At 44.0% G+C, this 20,862-nt stretch carries 19 protein-coding genes; 13 read left to right on the plus strand and 6 right to left on the minus strand.

Annotated elements, in window-relative coordinates; all coding sequences use genetic code 11:
* Positions 1-29: 29 nt before the first annotated feature.
* Together ACHUFZ_RS01225 and ACHUFZ_RS01230 are read left to right on the plus strand one after the other, a co-directional pair.
* Positions 30-296, plus strand: a complete 267-nt coding sequence (locus ACHUFZ_RS01225; protein WP_053441289.1) for a DUF2960 domain-containing protein — start codon at positions 30-32, stop codon at positions 294-296.
* 185 nt (positions 297-481) lie between these two features.
* The gene (locus ACHUFZ_RS01230) at positions 482-2,977 is read left to right on the plus strand and encodes a sensor domain-containing phosphodiesterase (protein WP_394125515.1); all 2,496 of its coding nucleotides are present in this window, start codon (positions 482-484) and stop codon (positions 2,975-2,977) included.
* Positions 2,978-3,035: 58 nt separating this feature from the next.
* Here ACHUFZ_RS01230 and nagK read toward each other — a convergent pair whose 3' ends face one another.
* Together nagK and ACHUFZ_RS01240 are read right to left on the minus strand one after the other, a co-directional pair.
* Positions 3,036-3,944 (minus strand): N-acetylglucosamine kinase, encoded by a 909-nt coding sequence (nagK, locus tag ACHUFZ_RS01235; protein WP_134834785.1) that lies wholly within the window; start codon positions 3,942-3,944, stop codon positions 3,036-3,038.
* Positions 3,945-4,085: 141 nt separating this feature from the next.
* Positions 4,086-4,826: a tRNA-uridine aminocarboxypropyltransferase gene (locus tag ACHUFZ_RS01240; protein WP_394125516.1), complete on the minus strand. Its 741-nt coding sequence runs from the start codon at positions 4,824-4,826 to the stop codon at positions 4,086-4,088.
* A gap of 71 nt (positions 4,827-4,897) precedes the next feature.
* Between ACHUFZ_RS01240 and ACHUFZ_RS01245 the strand changes: the two genes are divergently transcribed.
* Positions 4,898-5,689 carry a sterol desaturase family protein gene (locus ACHUFZ_RS01245; protein ID WP_394125517.1) on the plus strand — a complete coding sequence of 264 codons (792 nt, stop codon included), beginning with the start codon at positions 4,898-4,900 and terminating at the stop codon, positions 5,687-5,689.
* Here ACHUFZ_RS01245 and ACHUFZ_RS01250 read toward each other — a convergent pair.
* Positions 5,686-7,710, minus strand: a complete 2,025-nt coding sequence (locus ACHUFZ_RS01250) for a methyl-accepting chemotaxis protein (RefSeq protein WP_394125518.1) — start codon at positions 7,708-7,710, stop codon at positions 5,686-5,688. The genes ACHUFZ_RS01245 and ACHUFZ_RS01250 overlap by 4 nt on opposite strands.
* Before the next feature lie 43 nt (positions 7,711-7,753).
* On the opposite strand from ACHUFZ_RS01250, the gene ACHUFZ_RS01255 reads away from it, so the two are divergent.
* Positions 7,754-8,308 (plus strand): NlpC/P60 family protein, encoded by a 555-nt coding sequence (locus tag ACHUFZ_RS01255; RefSeq protein WP_394125519.1) that lies wholly within the window; start codon positions 7,754-7,756, stop codon positions 8,306-8,308.
* A 13-nt stretch (positions 8,309-8,321) separates the two neighbouring features.
* On the opposite strand, the gene ACHUFZ_RS01260 is transcribed toward ACHUFZ_RS01255, so the two are convergent.
* Positions 8,322-8,666, minus strand: coding sequence for a DUF3802 family protein (locus ACHUFZ_RS01260; protein ID WP_004414118.1), 345 nt, complete (start codon positions 8,664-8,666; stop codon positions 8,322-8,324).
* A gap of 339 nt (positions 8,667-9,005) precedes the next feature.
* On the opposite strand from ACHUFZ_RS01260, the gene ACHUFZ_RS01265 reads away from it, so the two are divergent.
* Together ACHUFZ_RS01265 and ACHUFZ_RS01270 are read left to right on the plus strand one after the other, a co-directional pair.
* Positions 9,006-9,872: a fructosamine kinase family protein gene (locus ACHUFZ_RS01265; RefSeq protein ID WP_394125520.1), complete on the plus strand. Its 867-nt coding sequence runs from the start codon at positions 9,006-9,008 to the stop codon at positions 9,870-9,872.
* Positions 9,873-10,110: 238 nt separating this feature from the next.
* Positions 10,111-10,314: a CPXCG motif-containing cysteine-rich protein gene (locus ACHUFZ_RS01270; RefSeq protein WP_394125521.1), complete on the plus strand. Its 204-nt coding sequence runs from the start codon at positions 10,111-10,113 to the stop codon at positions 10,312-10,314.
* A 102-nt stretch (positions 10,315-10,416) separates the two neighbouring features.
* Here ACHUFZ_RS01270 and ACHUFZ_RS01275 read toward each other — a convergent pair whose 3' ends face one another.
* On the minus strand, positions 10,417-11,031 hold the full coding sequence (locus ACHUFZ_RS01275) for a riboflavin synthase subunit alpha (RefSeq protein WP_394125522.1): 615 nt from the start codon (positions 11,029-11,031) through the stop codon (positions 10,417-10,419).
* Positions 11,032-11,174: 143 nt separating this feature from the next.
* Between ACHUFZ_RS01275 and ACHUFZ_RS01280 the strand changes: the two genes are divergently transcribed.
* On the plus strand, positions 11,175-12,545 hold the full coding sequence (locus ACHUFZ_RS01280) for an MATE family efflux transporter (protein ID WP_394125523.1): 1,371 nt from the start codon (positions 11,175-11,177) through the stop codon (positions 12,543-12,545).
* Positions 12,546-12,583: 38 nt separating this feature from the next.
* Here the strand turns inward: ACHUFZ_RS01280 and ACHUFZ_RS01285 are convergent, their stop codons facing one another.
* Complete coding sequence (locus ACHUFZ_RS01285; protein WP_394125524.1) at positions 12,584-13,438, minus strand: DNA ligase; 855 nt, start codon at positions 13,436-13,438, stop codon at positions 12,584-12,586.
* Between the two features lie 295 nt (positions 13,439-13,733).
* On the opposite strand from ACHUFZ_RS01285, the gene ACHUFZ_RS01290 reads away from it, so the two are divergent.
* From ACHUFZ_RS01290 to ACHUFZ_RS01315, 6 genes are read left to right on the plus strand one after another with little or no spacing between them, the layout of a single operon-like run.
* A complete protein-coding gene (locus ACHUFZ_RS01290; protein WP_134834794.1) occupies positions 13,734-14,054 on the plus strand; it encodes an STAS domain-containing protein in 321 nt (106 codons plus the stop codon).
* 46 nt (positions 14,055-14,100) lie between these two features.
* Positions 14,101-14,940, plus strand: coding sequence for an OmpA family protein (locus ACHUFZ_RS01295; RefSeq protein WP_134834795.1), 840 nt, complete (start codon positions 14,101-14,103; stop codon positions 14,938-14,940).
* Entirely contained in the window at positions 14,927-17,020 is a 2,094-nt protein-coding gene (locus ACHUFZ_RS01300) for an SLBB domain-containing protein (RefSeq protein WP_134834796.1), read from the plus strand. The genes ACHUFZ_RS01295 and ACHUFZ_RS01300 overlap by 14 nt, the downstream gene beginning before the upstream one ends.
* Positions 17,020-17,718, plus strand: a complete 699-nt coding sequence (locus ACHUFZ_RS01305; protein ID WP_394125525.1) for a P-loop NTPase family protein — start codon at positions 17,020-17,022, stop codon at positions 17,716-17,718. The genes ACHUFZ_RS01300 and ACHUFZ_RS01305 overlap by 1 nt, the downstream gene beginning before the upstream one ends.
* A gap of 9 nt (positions 17,719-17,727) precedes the next feature.
* Entirely contained in the window at positions 17,728-18,528 is an 801-nt protein-coding gene (locus ACHUFZ_RS01310) for a phosphate/phosphite/phosphonate ABC transporter substrate-binding protein (RefSeq protein ID WP_394125526.1), read from the plus strand.
* A gap of 12 nt (positions 18,529-18,540) precedes the next feature.
* Positions 18,541-20,850, plus strand: a complete 2,310-nt coding sequence (locus tag ACHUFZ_RS01315; RefSeq protein WP_394125527.1) for a response regulator — start codon at positions 18,541-18,543, stop codon at positions 20,848-20,850.
* The last annotated feature ends 12 nt before the right edge of the window (positions 20,851-20,862 follow it).

The following is a 20,862-nucleotide window of genomic DNA, read 5'->3' on the forward strand; positions in this document are numbered from 1 at the left end:
CCTTTTGTTTTACTTACTTGGAATCACTTATGGCTCGTACAATTCTTTATACCTACAAAAACGAAGACAAAACGCTTACGTTTTCTTACCAACAACACCGTAATATTCATGAAGCGGTGGCTGAAGCGGAAGGTATTGATATTTCAGAATATCTAAAGATGGAGCAGCAGATTGAAGCAATATCGGATACCAAATCGATGCGTAATTATCGCGACAATCACTTCAGAAAATTAGGATTCGGTAAGATCACCCTAGCTCAGAAAGAGAACTTGGGCGTCGGTAAGAAAAACAAATAAAATCACATGGGCCAGTATTATCAACTGGCCCATTTTGTTTGTTAGTAAACTGTAACACTCATTTGTATTCATCATTTCATTATTGTTATCGCGATCAACGCACTCCCTATACCAAACTGGTATCCTATAAACAAAGAGTCATATTCTTTTCTAATAATAATTAATCAATAGGAATCTAGCTTTCGATGGACGCCCTCATCAAGGAAGTTATCTTCGCTCACAATGAAGACGAGCTATACGCCCGCTGCCTTAAAGAAGTTTATTCACGTTACCAACCAACTCACTGCCTGATCGCCGAATACGATTTACAAACTAAAATGTCGAATACCATTCACTACTTAGTTAACGGTGAAAAGGCGCAAAACATTTCCTACAGCTTAGCTGGAAGCCCCTGCGAACAAGTTCTGAATGATAAAGGTATGTGTGCATACCCTTCTCAAATTCAACAACGTTTTCCAGACGATATTGCGTTGCAACACTTAAACGCGGAAAGTTATGTTGGAATACCGCTGCAATCTACCGACGGAACCATTGTTGGCGTACTGGCGCTGCTATTTGACGATAACCTCACGGTGGATTCTCTCGATGAAGATTGGCTACTTACGGTCGGTTTTTTGGTCGGAAAATCTATCCTTCAGCATCGGTTAACTCGGCAAAAGAACACCCTTCTCCGCCAATTACAACGTTCAGAGCAAATTACTCAGTCTTGTTCATGGCGTTGGGACCCAGAGAAAGATAAGTTTAAATACTCTTCCAACTTAAATGTGATGTTTAACTTAGCTCCGGATACCACGCTATCGTTTTACGAGTTTTTCAATCACTACGTATTTAAGTCATGTGAGCAATACAACAAGCTTTTGACTACCGATTGCGTACATGACCAAGTGACAACAACGATCATTCACAGTGAAGAGTCCAAGTCTAATCTTGATTTGGAGATCACCTACAGCAAGCATTTTCACCCCAATGGTGCATTAAGCCGAATAGAAGGGAACATTCGAAATATTTCGGACATCTCTGAACTTGTAAATGATCATCTCATCGCTCAGCGTGTCATTGAGCTATCCAGTAGCGGCGTTATTCTGACCGACGCTAACAATCTCATCTTAAACATGAACTCGAAAGCTGAAGAAATTACTGGCTACACTCTGAAGGAGATGTATAACCAGCCTCCATCGACTTTCAGCTCTGACATTCATGACCGCAAATTCTACAAGGCCATGTGGCAGTCAATAGAATCAAGTGATCGTTGGTCTGGTGAAGTGTGGAACAAAACCAAATCAGGCGCTATTTACCCTGAGCAACTCTCTATTCACGTGGTTAGAGGACGCAAAGGAGACATTCAAAATTACATCGCCATTTTTGATGACCTAAGTTACAAAAAGTCGATTGAAAACGAGCTACTCAAGTATAGGAACAAGCAAGACTTCACTGGCTTGATGACACGTACCAAGTTTATTCAGATGCTCGAAGACCACCCTGACCTTGTGGTGCTATTCGTCGACATTAGTCGCTTCTCTGAGATAAATAACCTCTACGGTGAAGAGTTTGGTAATAAGGTGCTTAGCTATGTAGGTCAGGTTCTTTACACCAATTACAATGAAGAAAAAGTGAATATCTGTCGCTATGGCGCGGATCAGTTTGCTCTCGCGTGGAATTTAGCAAACGTTTCCGATATAGATCAGCTTATCTCAACTATCCGTGCAACGGTCGAAGAAGAGTTTTCTATTGATGGCAAGAGCATGAGTTTGGCCGTTAATATGGGCTATTCCATTCCGATTGAGTCCACCAGCGATACGCACCCTTTGACGAAAGCGTATTACGCGCTTGAAGAAGCTAAATCCCAACTGACGCCTGGTACAGTTAGATACTCAGACTACTTAGAGCAATGCGTTGAGCGCAAGCATCAACTAGGCATCATGCTCAAACAAGCGTTAGATGAAGAGCGCTTGCATGTCGAGTATCAACCTATTTATGACTTACAAACTCGAACCATCGTTAAGTTTGAAGCCCTCGCACGCTGGAGCGAAGGCAATCAAAACATTTCTCCATTTGAATTTATTCCAATTGCAGAAGAGCTCGGCTATATCTCTCAATTAGGTAACTTGATCCTTAAGAATGTGTGTCAGGATATACTGTCGATGAGAGCATTAGGATTTGAGTCGATAGCGATATCAGTCAACCGCTCAATTGAAGAGCTACTCAATGAGAATATCGATAACTGCTCTATCCTGAACCAGTTAGACCAATCAGGCTTAACGACCCAAGATGTCATTATCGAAATCACTGAATCGATCCCGCTTGAAGATAAGCCCCAAGTACAGGAGTTATTGGCGAGTTTAAGAAAGCGTGGGCTTAAATTAGCGCTGGATGACTTCGGTACTGGCTTTGCGTCATTTTCTAACTTGATGAAGAATACTGTCGACCTATTAAAAATTGATCGATCGTTTATCCGTGATATTGAAAGTGATAAGAACAACGCCGTACTCGTAGAGTCAGTCAATATGCTGGCGAGTCAGTTGGGGCTAGATGTGATTGCTGAAGGCGTTGAAACTAAACAGCAGTTAGAACTGCTAGAGTCGATGGGGTGCCGTTACATCCAAGGTTACTACATTAGTAAACCCGTTCCTTTCGATAAAGCAATGACGTTGTTAGAAAAATACAGTGAGCACAGTTGCTAACCACTCGTGATTAACCACAAAAAAAGAGCTTGCCGTAACAAGCTCTTTTTTATTTCAATTACTTGATATTCAAGAATGCCGCGCCGCGAACACCGCCTGAATCACCGTGCTTCGCTTTGACGATCTTAGGGCATTTAGCCACTGACAGTAGATACTTAGGTACACGCTTTGGCATCTCTTCGTAGATAAGTTCGAAGTTTGATAAGCCACCGCCAAGTGCAACTACATGTGGGTCGTTAGCAGTAAAGATATTAGCAAAGCAAATCGCCAACAGCTCCATGAAACGCTCAACGTGCTCTACTGCTTGCGCTTCACCCTCTTTGTACGCGTTGATGATCTCAATCGCTTTCTTCTCTTCACCGAAGTAGTGCGAGTAGATTAGCTCAAAGCCACGGCCAGAAAGATAGCTATCTAGGCAACCTTTTTTGCCACATCCACAGCCAAGTAGAGGCGCGTTCTCACCTAAGTGGAACCAAGCATCCAAAGGTAAACGAGTGTGGCCAATCTCACCTGCAACGTGGTTACGACCCGAGAAAACCGCACCATCGTAAATCAAACCACCGCCAAAACCAGTGCCTAGAATAAGGCCCATAACGGATGGCTGATCTTTTAGCTCGTCATCCCACGCTTCAGATAGAGCAAAACAGTTCGCATCGTTTTCAATTTTAACACTGCGACCAATTTTCGCTTCAAGGTCTGCACGTAACGGCTTGCCTTTTGCTGCCGGAACATTAACCGTCAGAACTGTACCATCATCGGCATCTTCCATACCTGGTAGACCTAAGCCAATTTTACCTTCGCAGCCAAACTCTTGGTCATATTTATTAACTAACCCAGCGATGGTTTCCACTAATTGCTCATAGTCTTCGGTTGGTGTTGGAGTACGCTCAGTTGCGACTCTTTCCAACTTATCGTTAAACGCACCAAATTCAATCTTAGTGCCACCAACGTCAAAGCCGTAGTACATTTCATCTCTCCCAGACAATATTCATAAAATTACTAATTTTGCCATTATCCATATTGCTACGCCTACAAACTGTGATTTAGAACCGGTTTAACTGTGAGACAGAGTTAAGTGAACACTCTCTATCCAACCAAAGCGCAAATATTAGAGTGATTTCTCGTTTCCGAACTGCGCTAAGAATTGTTTCAGAGCTGGTCTAGATTCATCAGGCTTGTTACGCGTTTTGCTGTTCATGTACGACTCTCTAAAAACATTAAACCAACTCGATAGAGTCTCAGAGGCGTTTAACTGCCCGAGTTCTTTAAACACTAAGATCGCTACTTCTGCTGTCGCGAGATGCTGTACATTCTCAGAACGTCTCATCATATATTGTGAAACTTCTGTCGGGCTGATTGATAGCACCGGTAATGAATCTAAATAAGGCGATTTTTTGAAAATACGTCTTGCTTCACGCCAGCTGCCATCTAAGAAAATAAGTAGCGGCTTTTTCGCTGACTCTAGCGGCTTTGTTTCACTAAACAGTAACCTACTCTTGTCTTCAACATATTCGTCAGGGAAGACAACGATCGGTTGATAGTCAGGGTTCTCTAACAGATCCAACATCGCCTGTTTAGGTTCCGTGCGACTCCATTGAAATGCGTAGCCTTCTTTAACCGTGTCGAGAATCAATCGACCAGTATTACTAGGCTTAAACACTTCATTTTCCGACATCAGCAGCATCACAGCTAAATCACTCTCAATGTCCGGCTGATACTGACAAAGGCAGTCTTTTTGTGAGACTTGGCAGTACTGACAACGAGAGACTTTACTCCCGCGTGCGTTGAATGGCTTAGTTGAACGCTCTAGGCGTTGCTGATACAAGTGATGAAAGGCGTGGATTCTCATGGCGTATCGTAGATAATAAACAGGGGCAGCAAGTGTACCCTCCCATTTTTCAGTTGCAAGGATTAGTAAGAATGCAGAACCCAGAATTGATTCGTTTAAGCTTTTTTATCGGTGTGCTCTGCTTATGCGCTGTCTGGGAGTGGGCTGTGCCAAGAAAAACTCTAACGCAAAGTAAGCTCTATCGATGGATGAATAACCTTGGATTAGTTGCTTTTAACTCAGTCTGTTTAACGCTACTGATGCCTATCCTCGCTTATGAGTCTGCGGTTTATGCCCAGCAACAGCAACTTGGGCTATTTAACACTATCGAGTTCGCTCCTTACGCAGCGGTCATCGCCTTTTCTGTCTTGCTGATGGATTTCGCTATTTACCTTCAACATAGGGTATTTCATCGAATTCCCTTGCTGTGGCGTTTGCACCGTATGCACCATGCCGATCAAGATATTGATGTTACCACTGGGAGCCGTTTCCATCCCATCGAAATTATACTGTCAATGTGGATTAAAATTGGTTTGATCCTTGTGTTAGGTGTTCCCCCGCTTGCAGTCATCATCTTCGAAATCGTGCTAAACGCCAGCGCTATGTTCAACCACAGTAATGCTTACCTGCCACTAAAGCTCGACAGGATATTAAGAAAAGTCGTTGTTACGCCAGATATGCACCGAGTCCACCACTCAGTGGTCGCCAAAGAAACGCATTCGAACTTTGGTTTCTTTTTATCAGTGTGGGACAGATGGTTTGGTACTTATCGCGCTCAGCCTATAGCCGGGCACGATAAGGTATTGATTGGAATACCGCTATTCCAACGTAGTCAGGAACAGCGGATAGACAAAATGCTTACTCAACCATTTCGCAATGATTAGATCACGTACTTGTGTAGCATAGCCTGTTGTTGCTCGGCAATGCTTGCGACTTGTTGCGAGCTTTCAACCATAGACTCTAGCTGCTCTTGTGTCTGCTCACCTTGCTTAGTAACTCGTGTAATCGCTTCGCTTACGTTGGCCGTTGCGCTTTGTTGTTCTTTCGTCGCTATAGACACCTGCTCGGCTCTGGCACGAATATGCCCAACTGACGATTCAATGTGGGCAAAAGTTTCTTTAACCATCTCACTTGATGTTAAGGCATTAGTCATTTCTATACGTGATTCTTCAACCGCACTCTTTGAAGCTTGAGCGGCGACAACTAGTTGATCCATCCTTGCTCTTATATTGGTCGTTTGGGCTGAAGTATCACTAGCAAGTTTTCTTACTTCATCTGCTACAACCGCAAATCCTCGTCCTTGTTCACCTGCTCGCGCAGCTTCAATCGCGGCGTTGAGCGCAAGTAAATTGGTGTTTTCCGCGATACCAGAGATCAAATCAACCATTTCACTGATTTGATTAACGCGTTTATCGAGTTGCAACATTGACGCTTCATTGGCATTTAGAGACTCAGCCAATGCTTTTAGCCTTATTTGGTTTTGCTCTATTGCCTCGACTCCCTTGTTCGAGTGCTGAGAGGCATGCTCAGAATCTTGATATGACTCGTTAGTCACTTGGGCTATTTGACGAATTGACGTATCTAGCTGATTAACTGCGTTAACCATGGTCGCGAGCGATTCATTTTGTAGCGAAAGACTGCGATTCGATTGTGAAGCAGCGCAATGACTAACTTCTGCTGCTTGATACAGCGTTTCACAATTGCTGGTAACGCGGGCAATTGAGTCTTGAGTCGTCGTCGCTAAGCTGTTTAGCTTTATCGAAACATCGTGCAGTTCACGTGGGCCAATCAACCGCGCAGTTGAGGTAAGGTCGTGCTCGGTCATATTAGTCACGCAAGACAAGATGTTATTTAAGCTGCGGTTAATCCAAACTCGCAGAACGACGCCAGCAACAAGCACCAGCAGGACCATCACCCCACTACTAGTGAATAAAGTCGTTGTTATGCGCTCAATCGTTGTCGTTACAACCCCTTGGCCATTATCAATCAACACCTTTGCGCTTGCAGATATTGTGTTGAGCTGTTCAACCGTCGTATCAGCAACCATCACCACTTGAACGACCTGCTCTCCTTGCTTGTGCGCGATTTTTAGCTTTTGCAGAATTTTGTCTACAATCGCATTCGGCTTAAAACCCACAAGAACCATCTCGTACGCAGAGGTCAAGCTACTGAACTCGGTTACATCAGGGTGCCACTGTTTAAAGTCATCATACGCAAGCTCTACGCCAGCAAGTCGATTCTTAAGTTGTTTGTATTCTTTGATCGCTTGCTCGCGGTCTTGCTCCATCAACAATTGAACAAAACCACTTTCCATTGCACTGACATTAGCGATGAATCGATTCGCCGCATCGGCCGATTCAGGATTATCACCGACTAAAAAGGCACTAATACGGCTCATTTCTGGACCTGCAGAACCAAGCCCATAGCGGAAAGCTTCGAGTTCTGAGTCAATATCCTGCTGAAGCAACAAAATATCTCGCTGAGTATTGATAACTGAGCTAGTTAATTGGTTTAATGAAACCACTTGCTGAGAAAGCTGTTTTAATTCTGTTGAGGAGATCGCTTGACCGAATTGGGCGGACAACTGCAACACTTGGTTAGATGACTGGATATTTTGCTCTTGTAAGCGTTCGATTTGTGGTACCAACGCATCGAGCTGCTGATAAGTAGTCGCTTGAGTACTATAACTAAGCTGCTTTGATTGCTCCAATATGGTTTGCATCAAGTCTGCATTTGTCATCGCTAAAGGTAGTGCTTGGTCTGACAAACGAGAAAACTCTCGTTCAACCCGATCTATACCCTTAATACTGGTGACAGCAAGCAAAATGACCATTATTGTAATGGCTATAAACACAGCGCTTATCGTTTGCACTAACGACAGCTTACCTTTTTTCAACGCTTCCATGCAGAAGAAAGTCCTAATACGAATACATGATAGAAGGGATACTATGACTCGTTTGTTACAGTTCAATGGCACAGAACTAGGCATTAAGGACAGACTGCGCTTTGTACTCACAGGTAAATTGCTGCTGGCTACTTCACTTTTGGTTGGCTGTTCAAGCAGCCCAGATTTTGAGAGTGCTCAGATAGAAGCGAAGCCTATTACGATTGAGCAAGCAAACGTCAAAAGCTCTTTCTTAGATGTTTATAAGGTATGGCAAGGTGCCCCTTACCGTTTGGGAGGCACAACACTAAATGGTGTCGACTGTTCTGCATTCGTGCAAACGGCATATGAAGATGCGCTAGGGCTAAAGATCCCACGCACAACACTGGCACAAGTAGAAGTCGGTCAGGAAATAGAATATGAAGATGCAGAGATTGGGGATCTCGTCTTTTTCAAAACGGCCCCCAAAACCCGTCATGTGGGCGTTTATCTAGGCAATAAACAATTTATGCATGCCTCAACCTCAAAAGGTGTGATTATTTCAAGGTTAGATAACCCTTATTGGGCTTCGAAATATTGGCACGTTCGACGCGTTGCTTATTCACCACAAGCAAACTAGGTCAAATGCGAATTTAGTCGTACTTAGCTACCGCAGAATCAAATAAGTTTTTTAACAGCGCGATATACTCGTCAAGAAATCCTATTTGCTCATTAGTTGCAGGCTTTGTCCAAACACCAGCTAATACTTCTCCAAGATCTTCTACAACTGAGTCAGCTTCTTTGAGTAACTGGAAGCGAACACTCGAATGGAGTTCTGGGTTTTGTTCGAATATGGCCATAATATTACTTGCGACCATGTCGGTTACAACATCTTCTACACTTTCTGAGCCCGTATCTCCGTCATCGGAAGCAAATACGTCTAGATTAAAAGCTAAGTGCTCGATAAGAGCTAAGTAACCATCGGTTTCTACAACCACTGTTTATCTCCAAAATTGCGAACTCGGCGAGTTCCATCCTAGTAATAGTAAGACATATCAATAAGAATACACAACTCACACCGAATCAGTTGCTGATAAATTCCTCACTCGACTCAATATACCGCATATCAATTTAAATAGTAAATTGAGAACGAGTACAAGGCGAACCTGTCAGGCAACAATAAATAACGACTCTAGTTAATGTCCTGACATAAATCACACTTTCACTAATGCGCTGTACAAATTCGGTAAATCGTTGAATTTTTTGCACTATGAATCAGAATTCACAATCAGCATATTCTACACTGTAATTATATCGAACCGGACGCAGGATATGTTATGTGGCAAGCCATCTCTAAACAGTTATCTGAGGTTTTATTGTTTTCTTATGAAATTAAAGAAAAAACGAAAGTCCATGGGGGAGATATTAATGATTGCTATATGATTTCGGATGGTGAGCAGCGCTATTTCGTTAAGGTAAATAGACGTGACTTCTTACCTAAATTTGAAATTGAAGCAGAGAATATCCGTCTATTGCACGATAGCCGGACAGTATTTGTTCCTGAGCTTGTCCTTACAGGGACATCGAAAGATCATTCATTCATCGTACTAAACTACCTACCTACTAAACCGCTTGATGACAGTAAGAATAGTTTTTCCTTTGGTCAGCAGCTCGCTCGCCTCCATCAATGGGGAGAGCAAAAAGAGTACGGGCTCGATCAAGATAACTATATCGGCGCTACCTTACAGCCTAATAAGTGGGACCGAAAATGGGCGCGCTTTTTTGCTGAGCAGCGTATCGGATGGCAGCTTCAACTGTTGCGTGAGAAAGGCATTAATCTTGTTGATATTAATGAATTCACCCAACTGGTGCAAAACCGCTTAGCCAACCACCAGCCTAAACCTGCCCTACTCCATGGAGATTTATGGCATGGTAACGTCGCCAACTCAGTGTTTGGCGCTTTGTGCTACGACCCTGCCTGTTACTGGGGTGACCGCGAGTGTGATATTGCCATGACCGAGCTGTTCGAAGGATTCCAAGCTGAATTCTATCAAGGCTATGAAAGTGTCGCTCCACTCGATTTAGGTTACAGTGAGCGTAAAGACATCTACAACCTTTACCATCTGCTTAACCACTACAATCAGTTTGGTGGACACTACCTAGATCAATCACAGAAACTAATAAAACAGATTTTATTATATTAATTGTAAATATTTCTTACCTTACAATGAGTTAGATGTTTAGAATCTTGTAATTGTCAAACTGGAGCCTGTTCTTTGGTGACCTTAATAAGGGCCAAATTTTTATTTCTTTAGCTCTATCAACTTTTGCACTTAATTCAGGTCTAACACTAACTTCTGAGCATATTATTACTATGTCGACAGGGAGTTTCTCAAAAACTGGTTTCTCTAGAGATGGTATAAAGATGTAAGGAATAGAGTTATGCGTAATTACACTGAAAAAATGGTTTCCTGCCCTCATTGCGGACACACTATAGGTATCACGTTAGATGCATCCAATGGCAATCAAAATTTCTATGATGATTGTCCAGCATGTTGTCACGCCATTCACTTAACGATGACAGTCAATGAACAAATGGATCAGATCGACCTTCTCATTGATGCCGATGACGAACAAATTTTCTAGTTAGCCAACTTCACATCCGTCAATTACGCACAATTAACGTGTTCTTATCCACCGAAGTAATAGGTAGCTGCCATAAACAGCTACCTATTTTTATTTTGAGTACTAAGCTAGGTTTTTATTCGCTAACACGCGCTCGACAGTATCAACTATCGCTTGAGTTTGAGGATCAAACTCAACATTAATCTTATCGCCGACTTTACGCACACCGAAAAGAGTGCGTTCTAGCGTTTCAGGGATAAGATGAACAGAAAAACGATTTTGTTCGACCTCACCAATCGTGAGAGAACAACCATCTAAGCCGATATAGCCTTTCGCTAACACATACTTAATTTTATCTTCTGGAATCTCAAACCAGATCGTGCGGTTGTTTGGTGAATCAATCACTTCAACAACTTCACCGACTAAACTAATATGCCCAGACATAGAGTGACCGCCAATTTCGTCACCAAACTTCGCCGCTCTCTCTATATTGACAGAATCGCCTTCTGTTAGAGATCCAAGGTTGGTCAATGCCAGCGTTGCTTGCATTAAATCGAAGTCGATTAAATCATCTTCTATGCGGGTCACCGTTAAACAGCAACCATTATGAGCAACGGAAGCGCCAATGGCTAAGCCATGATTCATCTCATCTGTTAACTTTACTGTATGGGTTTGAAATTTATCTTTCTTCTTAATGGCAACAACTTCTGCCATTCCTTGCACAATTCCAGTAAACATTGTCCGTTACCGTTAGTTTTTATTAGCGCTTAGTGTGACATTTCTTTATCATCGCACACAATCATTTTCTCTTTGATGAGAGTAAGGCTTTCCGTCTCTTTTCCCCTAGTCTTATTCTCGATTACCTAGTTTGGAGTTCTCCTTTGCATCGTTATAAAACTGAAGCAAATACCTTGATAAAGCTCGCTACACCTGTACTGATCGCATCTGTCGCGCAAACAGGCATGGGCTTTGTCGATACGGTTATGGCCGGTGGCGTGAGTGCAACCGACATGGCCGCAGTTTCGATCGCAGCAAGCATTTGGCTGCCTTCTATTTTGTTTGGCGTTGGTTTGCTAATGGCGCTAGTTCCAGTCGTCGCACAGCTTAATGGTTCTGGTCGCCAGAAAAAGATCTCTTTCGAGATCCAACAAGGCATTGCGATGGCACTACTCGTTTCTGTGCCAATCTCTTTAGTTTTGCTACAAACAAAATTCATCTTGGGACTGATGGATGTTGAACAACTGATGGCAGACAAAACCATCGGCTATATGCATGCGGTGATTTATGCCGTTCCTGCTTTCTTATTATTCCAAGCTCTGCGCAGTTTGACTGATGGTATGTCATTAACAAAACCTGCAATGGTGATCGGATTTATCGGCTTACTGATCAATATCCCTCTTAACTGGATATTCGTTTACGGCAAATTCGGCGCACCAGCGTTAGGTGGCGTTGGTTGTGGTGTCGCAACCGCGATTGTTTACTGGATCATGTTTGCGTTGCTACTGCTGTACGTACTAACGTCTGATCGTCTAGCGAAAGTAGAAGTATTTAAGACCTTCCACAAACCTGATACTGGCGCTTTACTCAGACTGTTAAAGCTCGGCTTCCCTGTTGCAGCCGCAATGTTTTTTGAAGTAACACTGTTTGCCGTAGTGGCATTACTTGTTGCACCACTCGGTTCGCTTGTTGTGGCGGCTCACCAAGTCGCGATTAACTTCTCGTCACTGGTGTTTATGTTACCGATGAGTATCGGCGCCGCGACAAGTATCCGTGTCGGTCATCGCCTGGGGGAAGAAAACGTTGAAGGCGCACGCATTGCGTCACACGTTGGTCTTATTGTTGCGGTCGTTTTAGCGTCAATGACGGCATTGGCCACTGTTGCTTTCAGAGAACAAATTGCCCTGCTATATACTGACAACCGCGCTGTAATTGAACTAGCATTGCACCTACTACTGTTTGCCGCTATCTATCAAATCACCGATGCTGTTCAGGTCGTTGCAGCTGGCGCTCTACGCGGCTACAAAGATATGGCTGCAATATTTAACCGAACATTCATTGCATACTGGGTACTTGGCCTACCAATTGGCTATATTCTTGCAATGACCGACTGGGTTGTCGAACCGATGGGCGCTCAAGGCTTCTGGCTTGGCTTTATTATCGGCCTATCCTCTGCCGCTATCATGTTAGGTCTACGCCTACACTGGATGCATAAGCTCAGCGACGAAAAACAGTTGGAGCTGGCTTCTAAATAACAAAAAAGGGTCGATTTATTCGACCCTTTTTTATGTCATCATTGCTCTACACGTTCGCGAACATAGCGGGCAAACTTAGGTACCCCGTTGCTTGTGTAACCGTTATACCTGTAGGTCACCTTGGTTCCTATCACTGGTGGGTTTCTGCGTAATTCATCAGAAAAACCACTACCAATATAGAATTGAAGACCACTGTCGAGCTGCACTAACAATGCGCCCATCATGCCTTTGTACTTACCATTACCAACCTTATAGCCAACAACAATCGCTTCTGCATCTTGGTGCTTTTTCAATTTGAGTAAATCGCTGCTCCTTCCTGCTTGGTATCGACTGGTGATTTTACGCAGCATCAGACCTTCGCCTTTGGCGCTATCGACACTGTCTAGATAACTAAACAGCTCAGCTTGAGACGAAATTGGCGTATGTTCGACATATTTGAGGTGATCGATTTGCAGTGTGTGGACAAGGTGAACAAGGCCAAAATACCGTTTTTGATAGTCTCCAGCGGAGTGTGGAATATCAAACAACATGTACTCGATCTGTTTCCACGCTTCCTCATTCGGTGTTTGATCGAGAACCGTTTGCTGAACAAGTGAGAAGTTTCCTCTGCCTGCCCATAGTTCCCCTTCCAAAGCATATTTAGGTAGCGGGTCGGTAAACCAACGCGGTGCATGAATCGGGTGTCCATTACGAGTTTTTAATTGCTGGCCATCCCAAACCGCTCGGATACCATCCAATTTTTCACTCTTCCAGTACTCCTCTATCACGATATCACTGTGGTAGCTTGTCGCCAGCATCACAGGAATAAGCGCTTCTGTATCCTGAGTCGTGGTTGCATCAGCCAAGGTAGAAACGAGTAGCCCTATCGCTACTGCTGAAAGGCGTAATTCCATTTACTGTCCTCGTACACATTTGATGAGGCTATTTTCCTTCCGATGATACGCAATGTTCAATGCTCGACGATGAATCATCCGATACATATCTTGAACAGTATCTGTTGATAGAACTGTGAGTTACATCGGCCGTGCCGCGATAAATCGAGTTAGAAACTTTGATTGTCAAATTGAGAAAACGCTTTCTCATTTTGAAAATCCCAGCAACCACTAAGGTAACTCTTTGAATTTAAAGACATTAAACCTTGGCATGCTATCTGCTCTAGTTACTTCAACCTAACACGGAGATAGCATCATGGAACTACGTAAAATCGAAGCAAACGACACGATTACCACATTAATCATCAACGGTAACCTAGACGCAGACGGCAGCCGTTTCGCACAGCCTCACATTGATGAAATCATCGCAGACGATGCACAGCGTGATATCGAAATCGATTTCAGCCAAGTTCAGTTTCTTGATTCGTCAGGTGTTGGCGCCATTGTTTATCTGTACAAACGTCTTGTAGAGCGTCAACGCAATATGCGTATTGAAAACGTTTCAGGCCAACCGCTTGAGATTATGAACCTTTTACGCATTGACCAAGCAATCCCTGTTAACTCTCAAACTCATTAAAACAATAAAGCTTTAGCAAACTAAAGCACTAACAAAGGACGTTGGCATGAATACATTTACACACTACATAGCCCTAGCTGCGACCACTCTAAGCCTAATTGGGTGTAGTAGCTATCCGGAAGAAGGACGAGGAGGCATCGCTGAAAACTATATTCAGTCCTCCTTCACTCCGGTGATGCCTGATGAGCCATTAGGGCCAGAGCACGGTCTACGCTTTGACTGGCAACTCGCGAAGCTCCAATTGGATACGTTAATTCGTGAAGGCGCACGTTGGTGTTTTCCCGCAGCCGTTGTGCAAGCACTAGAAAAACAAAACCGTATCGCGCGTGAACTTGAAGGCGGATTACTGTTAGATGCAGCCAATGACCTCGTTATTCAAAGAAACAGACTGAATGAGCTAGAGCTTCAGCTAGATTACGTCACATCACAATCAAAATGTTTACCGCCAACGAATGAACGCTCATTCCAACGACGCTTAGCGACCATCGACGAGTTATACAACTTGCTTAATGTCGACAATCAGTTCGCTTTCAACTCAACCGAAATAAATCCGAAATACATGGGTCACCTAGCTCAAGCATCGAACATTCTTAAAGAACACCCGCAGTTTCATCTAGCCGTAACAGGCCATGCTGACTCTGTTGGCGATGTAAGCTACAACCAAGAGCTTGCAATGGGCCGTGCGCAGCAAGTTAAACGCTACCTCACCATATTTGGTCTTTCTCCAAGCCGAATCCAAACCAAGTCTGTTGGTGACACACTGCCTTTGTATGAAGGCGACTCTGACGGTGTTCGCTTAACAAATCGAAGAGTGAGTATTGAAGTCATAGACACCGAAGAGAAAACGGCGATGCACATGCAAGGAGGCTACCATGAAATGGACTAACTATATCGTCGCGGCATTACTGTCCGTTACGCTTACCTGTGCTTACGCGAATGAAGAACGCGTGCAAATCGGTGACTTAATCCAAGTAAACTTACCTGGCGAATCAACGTTAAACAAAGGCTTCCAAGTTGATAAGCGTGGTCGAATTACCCTACCTGAAGTGGGCGCTCTCTATGTTGCGGGTTACAGCGAGCAACAACTGGATGTCGCAGTTAAAGAAGCACTAGAGAAAGTCTATCGCGATCTTTCGTCAGCCACTGTCTATATTGCAGAGCAACAGATCCTTGTCTCAGTACAAGGTTATGTGAACTCTCCTGGTGAATATACGCTAGCCAAAAGTGCCGATATTCAAATGGCCCTTCATGCGGCAGGTGGACTTCGTGCTGGTGCGCAGCTAAATAACCTGTTTATCAAACGCGGCTCAGAAAAAGTTACGTTTAACTACAAATCGTTCCTAGATACAGGTAATGAAGCCCTTCTGCCTTCACTGAAATCATTAGACACCATTTTCGTCCCTGCTTCGCCATTGGTGGGTAATATTGAACAAGAATTCGACGCCAATAAGCTTGCCAACGCAGGTGATAGTGCCGACGCTCGTACCGCGATTAAAGTTTTTGGTGAGGTAAACGCACCCGGCTCATTTAGCTACAAAGACAACACTGATCTGGTTGATGTGATTATGCGTGCCGGTGGTGTTACTCGCTACGCATCGGTAGAACAGATTCGCGTAATCTCAAATAACGCACCTAAGCTGTTTAATCTAAAAGCCTATTTAGATAGCGGCGATGTTTCACTCCTTCCGACACTGACACCGGGCACAACGATTTTTGTTCCAAAGCAAGAAGACGAGATCAAAGCTGGTGCTAATGTCGTTTACATCATGGGTGAAGTCGCCCACCCAGGCGCCTATGAAGGCAAGAACAATGCTTCATTCATGGACATACTCGCTAACGCCGGTGGCCCTACACGTTACGCCGAATCACGCCAAATTCGCGTCATCAAAGCAAATGGCCGTGTAGTTAAGTTCGATTTAACTGCGTTCACTGAAGGTTTAACTCGCAGCAACCCACCTTCTATTGGCCCCGGTGATGCGATCTTCGTGCCTGAAAAAACAGACATGAACGAAAAGTCTTGGCTAAAAATCGCACCTAACCGCGCAGTGAGTGTGATTGGTGAAGTAGTTCGCCCCGGCCGTGTGGAATGGTCTGATGAAATGGATCTTATGGACCTTCTCGCTCATGTTGGCGGCCCAACACTTCGAGCAGACACATCAAAAATCGAAGTGGTCACCCATGGAAATCAGCTCCACATTTTTAATCTCGATGAATTCATTCTGAGCGGCGCGCAGAGCAGCGAACTACCAAACATAAGCGCGGGTTCAATCATTCGCGTCCACGATCTACCTCAAGATCCATCAGACAATAAATCGCAATGGGTACGCCAAAGTTCAGATGCATCGATTTATGTATTTGGCCAAGTGAATGCACCGGGCCGTTATCGATTTACTAAAGACATGCACTTTTTAGATATTTTGTCTGCAGCAGATGGCCCAACCAAAGATGCCGACATCCACAACATCCGTATCACTCATCGCGACAAAAGCTATTCAAAAGTCAGCAAGCTCAATCTATCACTCTACTTTGAAACCGGTGATGAAAGCTTACTTCCTCTCGTGACTATGGGTGACACCATCTATATTCCTGAGAAAGATAAAATCTGGTTAGACCGTTCTAAAGAGTCCACTGTCCGCGTGCTAGGTGCGGTTAATAGCCCAGGACGTTATGTGTTTGATGACAATATGACGGTACTTGACCTACTTGCAGAAGCCGGTGGCCCTTCAGAGCGTGCATATCTTGAGAAGATATCAATCGTCAACATGTCTTGCTGCCAAGGCCAAGCCCGAGTATTCGACCTAGTTGATTTCAGTAGAACAGCCAATATTTACAAACTGCCCGTTTTAAGAGCTGGTGACACCATCTATGTGCCAGACCGAAGTGAAAGTTTCCTAGAGAAAGCGCGTGTGGGTTTAGAAGATATTCTTCGCCTCACCACCACGATTGTCCTAATAGGAGCGCTGTAATGATTATTCCTGCAACCCACTCAGAAATCGAACAGATTTACCTAGCTGCTGAAATGCGCGGGTGTCGTTCACTATGCGTGACCGCTTGCCAATCAGGTGACGGCGTAACATCAATCGTGACCGCGTTGGCAGAGCGTTACTTGTTTGCTGGCCTTAAAACATTGGTCGTCGATCTCAATACTTATCACCCCGCATTTGAAGGCGTCGATTTTTCTCAGACTCTTTCCGAGCAGCAAATCGGTTCGCTTATTTCTCACTCAGATACGCATCAGCTGTTCACGGGACTGACGATCCCCACAACTCAAGCAGCGTTACTTGAGTATAAGGATCCATCTTGCTTAACAAGAACGGTCGACAAATGGCTCAATCATTTCGATCGCGTGGTGTTCGATACCTCACCACTACTTCACGTCAATCGCGGCAACATTCCAGCTCAAGTCGTTGCTAGTGCTTGCGATCAAACTGCCTTAGTGGTTTTAGGTGGTAAAACATCCTCCAGCCAACTGAGAAGAGCCATGTCATTACTTGATAGTGACTCAGTCGAGCTATTAGGCACTGTACTCAACATGAGAGATCAACCAACTCTCGGACAAGAAATTGTCAGAGAGATCGACCGCTTTAAATTCCTACCACAAAAATGGCGGGCTTATTTAGCGCAAAAAATACTTAGCAATGAATTTTTGGCCCAATCTGCATAGGTAATCATTATGAAAAAGCTCACTCTACTCCTCATTACTTTTGCTTCATGCACCTCTTTTGCCGCAGAGACCTTGACGTTTGGTGTTGTTCCCCAGCAATCGGCGAGTCGCTTGGCTGAGCAATGGGGTCCTGTGATGGACTACTTATCAGAGCAAACTGGGCAAAAGATCGAATTCAGTACCGCTGCAGATATTCCTACCTTCGAGCAGCGCCTCGCTAATGGTGAGTATGACATCGCTTATATGAACCCTTATCACTACACAGTATTTAGTGCTAACCCAGGCTACAAAGCGATGGCGAAAGCAAAAGATAAGCGTATTAAAGGGATTATTGTCGTACGTAAAGACAAAAATATAGAGTCGCTGCAGCAGCTTGATAGCCAGAAACTTGCTTTTCCTTCTCCGGCGGCATTCGCTGCCACTATCTTAACGCAGAGCGATTTAAACCAAGCGGGCGTTGATTTTGAACCCGACTATGTTTCATCACATGATTCGGTTTATCTGTCTGTCGCGAGAGGGTTCTACCCTGCCGGAGGTGGTGTGATGAGAACCTTTAAATCCATTCCTGACGAATTGCGTGACCAGCTCACTCCTTTATGGATTACCAAGCCATATACACCACACGCAATTGCTTATCACCCCCGTTTGTCGGCTTCTCAAGCCAATGCTATTCGTCAGGCATTGCAAAACTTAGAAAATAACACATCAGGTAAAACACAGCTTAAAAAACTCAATATTAAAGGCTTCGTTGATGCTAACGACAGTGACTGGGATGACGTCAGAGCGCTCGATATTACCTTACTTGACTAAAAGGATCTGATCATGACCTTACGTTCAAAAACCGTATTAGGTATAGCGCTTATCGAGATCACCGTATTAATGATACTAGTATTTAGTGCTATGAGTTTCTTATCCGATTCGAATGAGAAACAATTAATTCAGCGTGCTAACTCAAGTGCGACCATGTTTGCACATGCAGCAAAAGACGCTGTCCTTTCAACCGACCTCGCCACTCTAGATGATCTCGTCAATGAGTTCATGACCCTAGAAGACGTTGCTTACGTTCGCGTATTGCGTAACGAAAAAGAGTTGGCGTGTGCTGGCGATAAAGATCTTCTCGCCCGTGCTATGTCTAGTGATAGCTCTTTGGGTAGTGTAGACGACGGAATTTTCGATTTACGAACACCGATCGAAAATGGCGGCTTACCCTATGCGTATGTTGATATTGGCTTCGAAACAGGGCCCATTAACGCCATGCTTGCTCAAGCGCAAAAAGCGATCATTGGTATTGCGACCGTTGAAGTGCTGCTCGTTGCGTTCGTCTCGTTTGTGTTAGGCACCTATCTAACCCGCGGATTAACACGCTTAACCAGTGCCGTTAATACCATTGGGCTGAGTGGGCCAGGCTTTCAACTGCAACAACACTCTAAAGATGAACTGGGTGAAGTGACCAAAGCTTTCGATGACATGTCCGCTAAACTTGAAAAAGATTACCAAACGTTGACAGCAGCGCGCGAAGGCGCCGAACAAGCTTGTGATTCAAAAAGCCGTTTTTTGGCTTCAATGTCCCATGAGATACGCACGCCTATGAATGGTGTTCTGGGTATTCTCAATATTCTCGAAGAAACCAAGCTGACCAATGAGCAACAGAAACTGGTTAGCACGGCCACCGAATCTGGTCATTTCCTATTATCGGTTATCAATGACATCCTCGACTTCACTCGTATGGAATCCAACACTCTAATCTTGGAACACAAGCCGTTTGACTTTCGCCACTGTGTAGAAAGTGTTGTCGACTCCTTTTCTCCCGCGGCGACTAACCAAAACCTAATCTTACATTGCTACATTGAAGGTAGCGTGCCGAGCAGGGTCAACGGCGATGAAAATCGAGTCAAACAGGTATTGCTCAACCTAATCGGCAATGCAATCAAATTTACCCATGAAGGCAGTGTGACAATTAAAGTCTGTGCAAACACATGCGAAGAGAACAAATCCAAGATTAAATTTGAAATACAAGATACTGGTATTGGCATTAGCCAAAATGCGATTGATTACTTATTCGACGAATTTACTATGGTCGATCAAACCTACTCTCGAAGTAAAGAAGGCTCAGGCTTAGGTCTCGCTATCTGTCGACGTCTATGTAACTTAATGGATGGTGAAGTGAGTGTTGTCAGTGAGCCTGATATTGGCAGTACCTTCATTTTCGACATTACTTTAGAAGTCACCGATGAACTTATCGCTTCGCCAATAACTAACTCTCGACGAGAATTGATCAACAAAGATGCCCGAATTCTCGTCGCCGAAGACAATCGAGCCAATCAACTGGTGATCCGCGAAATGTTCAAACGCGTTGGTAGCCAAATTGACATTGCCGAAAATGGCCTTGAAGCGCTTGAAATGGTTAAGCAATACCAATACGACCTAGTATTTATGGATATTTCCATGCCACAAATGGACGGCATGACAGCTTGCCGCGCTATTCGTGATCTTGATGATGATACAACAGCGAACATCCCTATTATTGCCCTTACCGCTCATTCCCTAGCGGGAGACAAAGAGAAGTTTTTAGCATCAGGGATGGACGATTATCTTTCCAAACCGCTAAGACTTTCACAACTAGTTGATAAAATTAATCTATTCTTAGATAAGGCTCCTGATGAAGAAGTAGATCAAGAATTACAACCATCGCCATTGAATAAGCAGGAAGTTACATATAAAACTAAAGTTATACCTGTAAAGACACAGTATGAGGATGCAGCGCAATTGGAACTCGTAGATGAACAAGTAATAAAACAAATGATTGATGATACTTCTGCCGAGGTTATTCCGGTACTCATCGATCATTACATCGAGGAGTCTCAGGATAGACTACGCAAAATCTATCAGGCAATCGATGATTCCGATAAAGATGTGTTGGAATTTGAAGCACACACCTTAGGCAGTTCAGCACTCGCTCTGGGTAATCGTACCTTATCGAACTTAGCAAGAAAGATTGAGCACCTATGCCTTGATAATAGACAAAGTGATGCCTTCGAATTAAAAGATGAATTAAAACATATCGCTAAAAGTTCACTTGAGGCACTCGAGGTGCGTAAACAACAAGGGTTTAGTGAGCCAACAGAGTTATAAGGCTTAATAGAT

Origin of the sequence: Vibrio hepatarius (genome assembly GCF_043642085.1) — a bacterium.
Classification (GTDB): Bacteria; Pseudomonadota; Gammaproteobacteria; order Enterobacterales; family Vibrionaceae; genus Vibrio; species Vibrio hepatarius_C.